Genomic DNA, 12,565 nt, shown 5'->3' with positions numbered 1-12,565 from the left:
TCGTGCTCCTACTGCGATTGGCTTTGCGACTGTGCGGGAGCCTTGGACTTGGGCACACGGTCGGCTTCGAGAATCCAGGTGTCCTTGGTGCCGCCGCCCTGCGACGAATTCACCACCAGCGAGCCTTCCTTGAGCGCCACGCGCGTGAGGCCGCCGGGCACCATCTGCACTTCGCTGCCCGAGAGGACGAAGGGGCGCAGGTCGATGTGGCGCGGCGCGATGCCGGCGTCGACGAAGGTGGGCGAGGTCGACAGGCTCAGCGTGGGCTGGGCGATGTAGCCGTCGGGCTTGGCGATCACGGCCTTCTTGAAGTCCTCGATCTCCGCCTGCGTCGCGGCGGGGCCAATCAGCATGCCGTAGCCGCCGGCGCCGTGCACTTCCTTGACGACCAGGTCCTTCATGTTGTCGAGCGTGTACTGCAGCTCGTCCTTGTTTCGGCACATGTAGGTGGGCACGTTCTTCAAGATCGGCTTCTCGCCGAGGTAGAACTCCACCATCTTCGGCACGTAGGGGTAGATCGACTTGTCGTCGGCCACGCCGGTGCCCACCGCATTGCAGATGACGACGTTGCCTTCGCGGTAGGCGCGCATCAGGCCCGCGCAGCCCAGGGTCGAAGTCGGGCGGAACACCTCGGGGTCGAGGAAGTCGTCGTCCACGCGGCGGTAGATGACGTCGACGCGCTTCGGCCCGCGCGTGGTGCGCATGTAGACGAAGTTGTCCTTCACGAACAGGTCCTGCCCCTCGACCAGCTCCACGCCCATCTGCTGCGCGAGGAAGGCGTGCTCGAAGTAGGCGCTGTTGTACATGCCCGGCGTGAGCACCACCACCGTGGGCTCGGCCGTGGCCGGCGGCGCGCTGGCGCGAAGCGTTTCGAGCAGCAGGTCGGGGTAGTGCGCGACCGGCGCGATGCGGTTCTGGTTGAAGAGCTCGGGGAAGAGCCGCATCATCATCTTGCGGTTCTCGAGCATGTAGCTCACGCCGCTGGGCACGCGCAGGTTGTCTTCGAGTACGTAGTACTCGCCGTTGCCCGAGGCGTCGGGCGCCCGCACGATGTCGATGCCCGAGATGTTCGAGTAGACGTTGTGCGGCACGTTCACGCCCATCATCTCGGGGCGGAACTGGGCGTTGTTCAGGATCTGCTCGGCCGGGATGATGCCGGCCTTGATGATTTCCTGGTCATGGTAGACATCGTGAAGAAAGCGGTTGAGCGCCGTCACGCGCTGCACCAGCCCTTTTTCCATGCTGTCCCACTCGTGGGCGGGAATGATGCGAGGCAGCAGGTCGAACGGTATGAGCCGCTCGGTGCCGGAGCCGTCCTCGTCCTTGGCGCCGTACACCGCGAAGGTGATGCCGACCCGGCGGAAGATCATTTCCGCCTCTTCGCGTCGCGAACGCATCACCTCACCGGGTTGCTTCGCGAGCCATTGGTCGTAGCGCTTGTAATGCTGTCGAATCGCAGCTCCAGCGTAGGGAAGCTGCTCGTACATCTCGTCAAATTTGTGCATGGAACGACCAATCTCCTTGAGCTCGTAGCTTAGCAAGTTCAGGGCCAGTAGAACCCCTGATGCCAAGGCCGGAGACGGGCCGGATGATCTTTCCTCGCTCAGCCGGCGGAGCCCTCCTCGCTCCCCGCCTCGCTCGCTTCCTGCTTCTTGCGGGGCGACAGGAATCCCTTGATGCGCTCCCCGCTCTCGTCGCTGTAGAGGCTCGTCAGGAAGGACTCCCGTTCGGCCTCCAACTGCTCGCGCCGGCTGCGTCCGCGCGCCGCATACACGAGCTGCTTGATGCGCGCCTGCACCTCGAACGGCCCGCGCGCAAGCTGTTGCGCCCAGGCGAGCGCGGCGGCACCGGCTTCCCCGTGCGGCACCACCTTGTTGACCACGCCCAGCTCATGCAACCGCCTGGCAGTGCACGGCGTGCCGTCGAGCAGCATTTCCAGCGCGGCCTGCGGCGGCAGAGCGCGGGCCAGCGAATCGGTGCCGCCGCCGTCGGGCGAGAGGCCGACGTTGATGTACGACATCGCGAACTTCGCGTCCTCGGCGGCCACGATGAGATCGCAGGCCAGGCTCAGCGAGAAGCCGCCGCCCATCGCCGCCCCCTCGACCGCGGCGATCACGGGCTGCGGCGCCTCCTCGATCGCCATGAGCCATTCGTGCAGCGCGTCGATGTGGCCGCGCTGCTCGGCGGCCGGCAGCTTTCGCTGGCGGGCCAGCCGCCGCAGGTCGCCGCCTCCGCTGAAGTGATCGCCCTCGCCGCGCAGCACGATGGCGCGCACCGTGCGGAAGCCCGCGGTGGCGCGTATCGCCTTGGCCGCCGCACGGTAGACCGAGGGATTGATGGCGTTGCGCGCCTCCGGGTTGCTGAGCGTCAGGATGAGCACCGGGCCTTCGCGGTGCATGTCGAGCCTGGCGCCCGACGCGGGCGCGGCGCTCGCGCTGGTGATGGCCGGAACCGCTGTCGTCATGAAACCCGCCCTGCGGTCACGCCCCGCTGCGAGCGTGGACGTTTGTACATGTTGCCCCCTTGTCGCCGAGTTGTAGCTACCCAGTAAAACGCAGGATTCTTCGGCTTGGATTCGTGAAAATGAATACCTTTAAGCTACTTTTGACAATTAATTCACAGTTTCAAGAGCCCGGGAGCTCCGAAGGGGGCAGGCGGTGCTGCCAGTACCGGGCACGCCGCTCCCGTTCGCAGGCGACATCGGCAGGATGCAGGCTGCTCCAATGCGCGGCGCCGCAGCGGGTGTTCTCGATCAGCCGCACGCCCCGGTCGAGGTAGCGCGCGACCACCTCCCGGGCCGGATGGCCGAAGCGGTTGCGGTACCCCGCCTGCACGAGCACGATGCGCGGCCTAACCTGGTCGAGGAAAGCCTCCCCCGAAGAAGTCTTGCTCCCGTGATGCGGCGCCAGCAGCACGTCGGCATGCAGCAGCTGGGGCGTGCGCACGACCAGCGCCGCTTCCTGCAGCCGCTCGATATCGCCGGCCAGCAGTGCCGCCGCGCGTCCGTTGTCGACGCGCAGCACGCACGAAACCGCATTGGGCTTGCCGAAGCTGCGGTAGTCGCTTTCGAAGGGATGCAGCACCTCGAAGCGCACGCCGTCCCAGCTCCACGACTGCCCTGCCTCGCAGCGCCTCGACGCACGCATCGCCTGCAGCGGGTGCGTGGCCTCGATGGAGCTCAGCAGCTCGGCCTCCGGCTGCATCGCGAGCACCGCGGGCGCGCCGCCGATGTGGTCGGCATCGCGATGACTCACCACCAGCGTGTCGAGCCGCTCGCCGTAGGCCCGCAGCAGCGGCACCAGCACGCGGTGCCCCGCGTCACTTTCGAGGCCGTAGCGCGGGCCGGCGTCGTAGAGCAGGCTGTGTGTGGCGGTGCGCACGAGCACCGCGTTGCCCTGGCCGATGTCTGCGGCGAGCAGCTCGAACTCGCCCACCGCAGGCCGGGGCGCCTGCCACAGCAGCACCGGCAGGAGCAGAGGAACGCCAAGGCTGCGCAGCGACCACGGCAGCCGCATCGCCAGCAACACGCCGCCGCCCACGCCGCAGGCGGCCATCCACAGCGGAGGCGCCGCCATCGACAGCGTGGCATGCGGCAGGCCGGCCAGCCCTTGCAGCAGGAGCGCGAGCGCATGCACGGCCCAGGCAGCAGCGTCCCACAGGGGCGGCACCGCCACGCCGAGCATCGCCAGCGGCGTGATCACGAGCGTGACCCAGGGAATCGCCACCGCATTGGCCACCAGCCCGATCAGCGACACCTGCTGGAACAGCAGCAGGCTCAGCGGCGTGATGGCCAGCGTGATGGTCCATTGCTCGCGGAAGAAGCGCAGCAGCCGAGCGGCCCCGCCGGCCTGCTGCTCGCCCGGCATTCCGGCGTCCGTCGCGAAGAGCACGCCCACCGCGACGAAGCTCAGCCAGAAGCCAGCCTGCATCAGGGCCCACGGATCGAGCGCGACCACCACGGCGGCGGTCAGCAGCCAAACGTTAGGCCATGGCCAGCGCCGACCAGTGAGACGCAGCAGCGCGACCGTCGCGAGCATCCAGACCGTGCGCTGCGACGGCACACCCCAGCCGCTGAAGAGCGCATAGAGCGCGGCCAGCAGCACGCCGCCGACCAGCGCGGCCTGCTGGGCGGGCAGCCTCAGCATCAGCCTTGCGCTGCGGCGCCAGAGCAGGCCGACCACGTGCGCAGCGAGCCAGGCGAACATCGTGACGTGCAGGCCCGAGATCGACATCAGGTGCGCCACGCCCGTGGCACGGAACACGTCCCAGCCGGCGCGGTCGATGGCGTTCTGGTCGCCGGTGACGAGGGCCGCGATCACGCCTGCGCGGGCGCGGTCGGGCACGCGCTCGAAGATCGCATCGCGCACGGCCTCGCGGGCCCGCTCGATGGGGTGGCGCCAGGTGGAGTCGACCAGCACCGGCGCCACGTCGCGCGTGCCGCTGCGCACATGGCCGCTGGCATGCAGGCCCTGCTCCCACATCCAGAGTTCGCCGTCGAAGCCATGCGGGTTGCGGTTGCCGTGCGGCGCCTTCAGGCGCACCGTCAGGCTCCAGCGCTCGCCCGCGTGGAGCACGGCGACGTCGGCGACGGCCCGGGGTGCGCGGCTCCAGAGGCTGGAACCCTCGGCATACCAGCCGAGCGCGATGCGATCGGGGACGACGGGCAGGCCCCGCGTGCCGGCATCGGCCCAACGGGCGGATTCGACATCCAGCGTGAAGCGCGTGCCGGCCTCGTTGCGCTGGGGCATCTCGGACACGACCCCCGTGACGCGCAGGTCCTGCCCTTCGAGCGCAGGGGCCAGTGCGCCTGCGGCATAGGCCACGGCACGCCACCCCGCGAGCCCCGCGCCGGCCATCGCCCCGCAGGCCAGGGCGATGAGCAGGAGCGCCCTTCCCGGCAGCAGCCGCCAACACATTCCGGCCGTTGCGGCCCATAGCAAACCGGCATAGACCCATGCCGGCCACAGCACCGGTTGCTGCAGTTGCAAGGCCGCTCCCAACAGCGAACCGCCCAGCGCCGCGAATGCGCCGGCAGCGCCCACAGCCCGGCGTGACGCGCGATTCCGCGTCATCGGACAACTCCCGAACCCATGATGCAAACCCTCCCCGAACCCGCGCTCAATGGCGCGTTAATTGCTAAGCATCTCGGCTAGTATGCGTCTCACCAGAGACATCTTCTCGATGCAATCTGCCAGCACAGCACAAAAAAACGCATGTCCATTCACGCCGCTCTACACCACGTCACCCACTACAAGTACGACCGCCTGGTGCAGCTGGGCCCGCAGGTCGTGCGCTTGCGGCCCGCGCCGCATTGCCGCAGCAACGTCATCTCGTATTCGCTGCGGGTCGAGCCGGCCGAGCACTTCGTCAACTGGATGCAGGACCCGTTCGCCAACTACCAGGCGCGGCTCGTGTTTCCCGAGAAGACGCGCGAGTTCAAGGTCACCGTCGACCTCGTGGTCGAGATGGCGGTCTACAACCCCTTCGACTTCTTCCTCGAGCCGCAGGCCGAAAACTTCCCCTTCAAGTACACGCCCTCGCAGGCCGAGGAACTGGCTCCCTACCTCGTGGCCGACCCGGTCACGCCGCTGCTGCAGGCCTACCTCGACAAGATCGACCGCAAGGAGCAGCGCACCATCGACTTCCTGGTCGGTTTGAACCAGCAGGTCCAGAAGGACGTCAACTACCTCATCCGCATGGAGCCCGGCGTGCAGACGCCGGAAGAAACGCTCACCAACGGCAGCGGCTCCTGCCGCGACTCGGGCTGGCTGCTGGTGCAGCTGCTGCGCCACTGCGGGCTGGCCGCACGCTTCGTCTCGGGCTACCTGATCCAGCTCACGCCCGACGTGAAGGCGCTCGACGGCCCGAGCGGCACCACGGTCGACTTCACCGACCTGCACGCCTGGTGCGAGGTGTTCCTGCCCGGCGCGGGATGGATCGGCCTCGACGCCACCTCGGGCCTGCTGGCCGGCGAGGGCCACATCCCCCTGGCCTGCACGCCCACGCCCTCGAGCGCGGCGCCCATCGAGGGCGGCGTCGACGAATCCGAGGTCGAGTTCAGCCATGACATGAAGGTCACGCGCATCTACGAATCGCCGCGCGTCACCAAGCCCTACACCGAAGACCAGTGGGCCGACGTGCTTGCGCTGGGCGAGGCAGTGGATGCCCGCCTGAAGGCCGGCGACGTGCGCCTGACCATGGGCGGCGAGCCCACCTACGTGGCCACCACCGACCGCGACGCGCCCGAATGGAACACCGACGCGCTCGGCCCCACCAAGCGCGGCTACGCCACCGAGCTCGTGCACAAGCTGCGCGCCGAATACGGCAAGGGCGGCTTCCTGCACTTCGGCCAGGGCAAGTGGTACCCGGGCGAACAGCTGCCGCGCTGGGCACTGTCGATCTTCTGGCGCGCCGACGGCCAGCCGCTTTGGCATGACCCCGACCTGTTCGCCGACGAGCGCTTTCCCACGCACTACACGAGCGAGGACGCGCGCCGCTTCACCAACCTGCTGGCGCAGAAGCTCGGCCTGACCGAGCGCTACATCCAGCCGGGCTACGAGGACATCTACTACTACCTCTGGCGCGAACGCCGCCTGCCGGTGAACGTCGACCCCTTCGACTCCAAGCTCGACGACGAGCTGGAGCGCATGCGCCTGCGCCGCGTGTTCACGCAGAAGCTCGACGCGGTGATCGGCTACATGCTGCCGCTGGAACCCGGCAACGCGAACCGCGACGCCCCCGCGCTCGAAGGCCCGGCCTGGAAGACCGGCCCGTGGTTCCTGCGCGACGACCGGCTCTGCCTCATTCCGGGCGACTCGCCCATGGGCTACCGCCTGCCGCTCGACTCGCAACCGTGGGCCAGCAAGGGCGACTACCCCTACATGATCGAGCGCGACCCGAACGCGCAGCGCGGCGCGCTGCCGAGCGGGGCCGACTACCAGGCGCGCTACGCCATGGCCGCGGGCGATGCCGGCGGCGCCGCGACGGGGCTGGGTGCCGTTCCCTATACCTTCGGCGCTCCGCCCGCCGTGCCCTCTTCGCTGCGCATGCAGACGCCGGGCGCCGCGAGCGACGGCGAAGGCCATGGCGTGGACGACAACGACACCGCCAACTCCGTCGATCCGACGGTCAACCGCCAGCCACGGCGCGGCGAATCCGCCCACTGGATCACCCGCACCGCGCTGTGCGTCGAAGTGCGCGACCCGCGCCGCGCGAACGGCCCCGCCGCCGAGAAGAAGGGCAGCGCCTCGGGCGTGCTCTACGTCTTCATGCCCCCGCTTGCGCGCCTGGAGGACTACCTCGACCTCGTCGCTGCCGTGGAAGCCACTGCGCGCGACCTGGGCGTGCGCATCGTGATGGAAGGCTATCCGCCGCCGCGCGATCCGCGCCTGAAGCTGCTGCAGGTCACGCCCGACCCGGGCGTGATCGAGGTCAACATCCATCCGGCCCACAACTGGAAGGAACTGGTCGACCACACCGAGTTCCTCTACAACGCCGCCTTCGAAACCCGCCTGTCGGCCGAGAAGTTCATGACCGACGGCCGCCACACCGGCACCGGCGGCGGCAACCACTTCGTGCTGGGCGGCGCGACGCCGGCCGACAGCCCCTTCCTGCGCCGGCCCGAGCTGCTGGCCAGCCTGCTGCTGTACTGGCACAACCATCCGTCGCTGAGCTACCTGTTCTCGGGCATGTTCATCGGCCCGACGAGCCAGGCGCCGCGCGTGGACGAGGCGCGCAACGACCAGGTCTACGAGCTGGAGATCGCGCTGAAGGAGATCGCGAAGAACCGCGAGATCTACGGCCAGAACATGCCGGCCTGGCTGGTCGACCGCACGCTGCGCAACATCCTGATCGACGTCACGGGCAACACGCACCGCAGCGAGTTCTGCATCGACAAGCTCTACTCGCCCGACTCCAGCACCGGCCGCCTCGGCCTTCTGGAACTGCGCGCCTTCGAGATGCCGCCGCACGCGCGCATGAGCATCGCGCAGCAGTTGCTGATCCGCGCGCTGGTGGCCCGCTTCTGGGACGAGCCCTACAAGGCGCCCGTCACCCGCTGGGGCACCGAGCTGCACGACCGCTTCCTGCTGCCGACCTTCGTGAAGATGGACTTCGACGACGTCATCAGCGAGATGCGCCAGGCCGGCTTCGCCTTCGATCCCGACTGGTTCGCGCCGCACTTCGAGTTCCGCTTCCCGCTGGTGGGCCAGGTTCAGGCGATGGGCGTGGAGCTGTCGCTGCGCAATGCGCTCGAGCCCTGGCACGTGATGGGCGAGGAAGGCGCGGTCGGCGGCACGGTGCGCTATGTGGATTCGTCGCTGGAGCGCATCGAAGTGCGCGTGACCGGCCTCAACGAGAGCCGCCACGTCGTCACCGTCAACGGCAAGGTGCTGCCGCTGCAGCCCACGGGCGTGACCGGCGAATTCGTGGCCGGCGTGCGCTACAAGGCCTGGAACCCGCCTTCGTCGCTGCACCCGAGCATCAAGGCCCATGCGCCACTGACCTTCGACCTGGTCGACACCTGGATGAAGCGCTCGCTGGGCGGCTGCCAGTACTTCGTGGCCCACCCGGGCGGGCGCAACTACGAGACCTTCCCGGTCAACGCCTACGAGGCCGAAAGCCGCCGCCATTCGCGCTTCACCCGCACCGGCCACACCCCCGGCCTGCTGCGCACGCCGCCGGCCACCATCGAGCTGCCGGGCAGCCGCGAATTCCCGTTCACGCTCGATCTGCGGCGCTGAGGGGACATCCGTCACACTGCCCGAACGGCCCCCCGTGACGGCAGTGTGACAATTACCCCCCTGTGGAACCTTTGAACGAATCCCTGTTCGACGCCCAGGCACTGGAGTTTCCGGCGGCCCTGGCGTCGGCGCTCGCCCCGCCCGCCCTGCCCGGCCATTTCGACGAAATGCGCGGGCTGGCCACGCCGGCGGCGCCGGCGGCGCCGCTCCGGCCGGCGCCCGGGCCTTCGACAACGGCCCCAGCCCCTGCCGCCCCGCAGCTCTACGATGCCGCGGCGGGCCAGTCGCAGTCCCAATCCCAGGCGCAGCCCAATCCCCAGCCCAATTCGCAGTCACCCACGCAGTCGCCCTCCCAGCCGACCATCCAGTCGCAATCCCAGGCGCAGACACAGGCCTCCGGCGAGCCACCGCCGCTCACCCCGGCCTGGAACGCCTTCTTCGAGCAGCTGGGCCCGGGCGGCTTCAACGACCTGCCCCGTCGCGCGGCCAGCCTGGAGCGGCAGATCCGCGACAACGGCGTCACCTACAACGTGTACGCAGACGCCAACGGCCCGCAGCGGCCCTGGTCGCTCGACCTGTTCCCGCTGATCGTCTCGCCGGAGAGCTGGAGCCGGATCGAGGCCGGCGTGCTGCAGCGCGTGCGCGTGCTCGACCGCGTGATGGCCGACGCCTACGGCCCCCAGCAGCTGCTGGCCGAGGGCCTCATTCCCCCCGCGCTGGTACGCGGCCACCCCGGCTACCTGCGCGCGCTGCACGGCGTGAAGCCGCCGGGCGACACCTGGCTGCACATCGCCGCATTCGACCTGGCGCGCGGCCCCGACGGCAACTGGTGGGTCGTCTCCCAGCGCACGCAGGCGCCCTCGGGCCTGGGCTACCTGCTGGAGAACCGCCTTGCCATCACGCGGCAGTTTCCGCAGGCCTTCGAGGCGCTGCACGTGCAGCGGCTGGCCGCCACCTACAGCGCCATGATGGAAGGCCTGCAGCGCATGTGCCCGGCCGGCGTGCCGCCGCACATCGCGCTGCTCACGCCGGGCCCCTACAACGAGACCTACTTCGAGCACGCCTACCTCGCGCGCTACCTCGGCGTCACGCTGGTCGAGGGCAGCGACCTCACGGTGCGCGACCAGCGGCTCTACCTGAAGACGCTGCAGGGCCTGCGCCCGGTGCACGGCCTCATCAAGCGGCTGGACGACCAGTTCCTCGACCCGCTGGAGCTGCGCCCCGACTCCACGCTCGGCGTGCCCGGCCTGCTGCAGGCCATCCGCGCCGGCAACGTGCTGGTGGCCAACATGCCGGGCTCGGCCTTCCTCGAATCGCCCGCGCTGCTGGGCTTCCTGCCCGGGCTGGCGCGCCGGCTGATCGGCGAGAAGCTCATGCTCCCCGCCCTGCCCACCTGGTGGTGCGGCGAGCGCGCCGCGCTCGAATCGGTGCTGCCGCAGCTGGGCGACTGCGCCATCAAGCCCACCTACCCCGGCTTCGACGGCCGCGCGAGCTTCGACGCCGTGCTCGGCAGCCACCTCGGCCGGCGCGAGCTCGACGAATGGGCCGGCCGCATCGTGCGCGAGGGCGACGTCCACACCGTGCAGGGCTACATGCCGCTGTCGCAGATGCCCACCTGGGCCAACGACCTCGGCCCGGGCCACATCGCGCCGCGCGCGGTGATGCTGCGCGTGTTCGCGGTGAGCGACGGCGCGCAGTCGTGGCGCGTGCTGCCCGGCGGCCTGGCGCGGCTCACCGAGCCCGACGCGCAGTTCGCCTCGATGCAGCGCGGCGGCAGCAGTGCCGATGTGTGGGTGCAGACGCACGGCGAGGTCGACCGAACCACGCTGCTGCAGCCGCACAGCACGCCGGCATCGCTCGCGCGGCATCGCGCGCCGGTCACCAGCCGCGCGGCCGAGAACATGTTCTGGCTGGGCCGCTACACCGAGCGTGCCGAGAACGCGGTGCGCCTGGCCCGCCTCACGCTGAGCCTGCTGGGCAGCGAAGACCAGTCCTCACGCCCGCTGCTCGAATGGCTGCACCGCATGGCGCTGCGCAATGCGCTGGTGCCCGCCGGCGTGCCGAGCGCGCCGCAGTCGCGACGCGTGTTCGAGCGCGCGCTCATCGCCGAATTGGGCGACGTGGCGCGCGGCGGCAGCGTGGGCTTCAGCCTGCGCTGCATCCGGCAGGCCGCGGCCGCGGTGCGCGAGCGGCTCTCGCAGGACACCTGGAACCAGATCGTGCGCACCGAGGCCGACTTCCTGCGCCGCTGCGCCGAGCAGGCCGACGAAGGCAGCTTCGCCGCCAGCGCTGCGCTGCGCGCCCTCGAATCCGCCAGCAACGCCCTCGCCGCCATGACCGGCGCGCAGACCGACCGCATGACGCGCGACGACGCCTGGCGGCTCCTGTCCATCGGCCGCCACATCGAGCGGCTGGGCTTCCTCGCGAATGCGCTGGAGGCCGGCTTCGACAACGGCGCGGTGCACGAGGTGAGCGGCTTCGAGGCCATGGTGGCCCTCTTCGACAGCACCATCACCTTCCATGCCCGCTACCAGCAGCGCCGCGACGTCGCCACCATGGTCGACCTGCTGGTGCTCGACGCCGAGAACCCGCGCTCGCTGGCCTGGGTCACGCAGACCCTGCGCGGGCGCATCGCGCGGCTGGCCGGCAGCGCGCCGGGCAAGCTGACGGCCCTTTCGTACGAGCTGCCCGATCCGTCCGGCTGGACGCTCGAGCACCTCTGCGCCGCCGGGCCCGACGCCGACTACCCGGAGCTCGTGAAGCTGCTCGCCGGCTGCGAGACGGCGGCCTACCACGTGTCCGACGCCATCGGCACGCGCTACTTCACGCTGACCTCCGAGTCGCTGCGCTCGGTCGGCGCCTGAACAGGTACTCCCCCATGCTTCGCGCACTTCGTGTCGCTACGCACACCCCCTCGCCGGGGGCGACGCCTGCGGCCCGGCAAAGCCGGTTCCGCGGCGTTCCACAATAAGTTCAAGGAGAACCACCGCCATGCCTCGCCATATCACCATCAGCCGCCGCTTCGCACTCGCCACCGCGAGCGTCTTCGCGGCCCTGGCCATCGCCGGCTGCGGCAAGCAGGAGCCCGCATCGGCGCCGGCCGCTGCCGCGGCCCCGCCGGCAGCAGCACGCGTGCTGGTGGTGGGCACCGACGCCGCCTACACGCCCTTCGAGTCGCAGAACGACCGGGGAGAGATCGTGGGCTTCGACATCGAGGTGGTGAAGGCGGTCGCGCAGAAGGCCGGCTTCGAGGTGAAGTTCGTCAACACGCCGTGGGAAGGCATCTTCAACTCGCTCGCCCAGGGCGACCGCGACCTGCTGGTGTCGGCCATCACCATCACCGACGAGCGCCGCCAGACGATGGACTTCTCGCAGCCCTACTTCGACGCGCGCCAGCTCATCGCCGTGCGCAACGACGCGCCCATCAACAGCTTCGAGGACCTCAAGCCCCTGAAGGTCGGCGTGCAGAACGGCACCACCGGCGACGAGGTGGTGGGCAAGCTGCTGGGCAAGTCGAGCACCGCCATCAAGCGCTTCGAGTCGACGCCGCTGGCGCTCAAGGAACTGGAAGCCGGCGGCGTGCAGGCCGTGGTGGCCGACAACGGCGTGGTGGTGCACTACCTCGCCAACAACACCGCCGGCGGCTTCAAGACGGTGAGCGACACCAGCTTCCCGGTGGAGAAGTACGGCATCGCCGTGAAGAAGGGCAACGCCGAGTTGCTCGCCAAGATCAACCAGGGCCTGGAGGCGATCCGCGCCGACGGCACCTACGCGAAGATCTACGCCTCGTACTTCGGCGCAGAGTCGAAGTAGGCGGCCAGAGC

At 69.6% G+C, this 12,565-nt stretch carries 6 protein-coding genes; 3 read left to right on the top strand and 3 right to left on the bottom strand.

Annotated features, from left to right (window positions below; genetic code table 11):
• Positions 1–8 precede the first annotated feature (8 nt).
• The 3 genes from G369_RS0121135 to G369_RS0121125 form a co-directional block, all read right to left on the bottom strand.
• Positions 9–1,505 (bottom strand): circularly permuted type 2 ATP-grasp protein, encoded by a 1,497-nt coding sequence (locus G369_RS0121135; protein ID WP_019656031.1) that lies wholly within the window; start codon positions 1,503–1,505, stop codon positions 9–11.
• A gap of 98 nt (positions 1,506–1,603) precedes the next feature.
• Complete coding sequence (locus G369_RS0121130; protein ID WP_019656030.1) at positions 1,604–2,464, bottom strand: oxepin-CoA hydrolase, alternative type; 861 nt, start codon at positions 2,462–2,464, stop codon at positions 1,604–1,606.
• 160 nt (positions 2,465–2,624) lie between these two features.
• The gene (locus G369_RS0121125) at positions 2,625–5,072 is read right to left on the bottom strand and encodes a DNA internalization-related competence protein ComEC/Rec2 (protein ID WP_026346532.1); all 2,448 of its coding nucleotides are present in this window, start codon (positions 5,070–5,072) and stop codon (positions 2,625–2,627) included.
• 141 nt (positions 5,073–5,213) lie between these two features.
• On the opposite strand from G369_RS0121125, the gene G369_RS0121120 reads away from it, so the two are divergent.
• The 3 genes from G369_RS0121120 (at position 5,214) to G369_RS0121110 (ending at position 12,554) form a co-directional block, all read left to right on the top strand.
• Complete coding sequence (locus G369_RS0121120) at positions 5,214–8,741, top strand: transglutaminase family protein (protein ID WP_019656028.1); 3,528 nt, start codon at positions 5,214–5,216, stop codon at positions 8,739–8,741.
• 62 nt (positions 8,742–8,803) lie between these two features.
• A complete protein-coding gene (locus G369_RS0121115; protein WP_026346531.1) occupies positions 8,804–11,605 on the top strand; it encodes a circularly permuted type 2 ATP-grasp protein in 2,802 nt (933 codons plus the stop codon).
• 127 nt (positions 11,606–11,732) lie between these two features.
• The gene (locus tag G369_RS0121110) at positions 11,733–12,554 is read left to right on the top strand and encodes a basic amino acid ABC transporter substrate-binding protein (RefSeq protein WP_019656026.1); all 822 of its coding nucleotides are present in this window, start codon (positions 11,733–11,735) and stop codon (positions 12,552–12,554) included.
• Positions 12,555–12,565 lie beyond the last annotated feature (11 nt).

The organism is Variovorax atrisoli 110B (genome assembly GCF_000382045.1).
Taxonomy (GTDB): Bacteria; Pseudomonadota; Gammaproteobacteria; order Burkholderiales; family Burkholderiaceae_C; genus Variovorax; species Variovorax atrisoli.
Note: the sequence above shows the minus strand (reverse complement) of the source record. Positions and strands in the feature narration are given on the sequence as shown.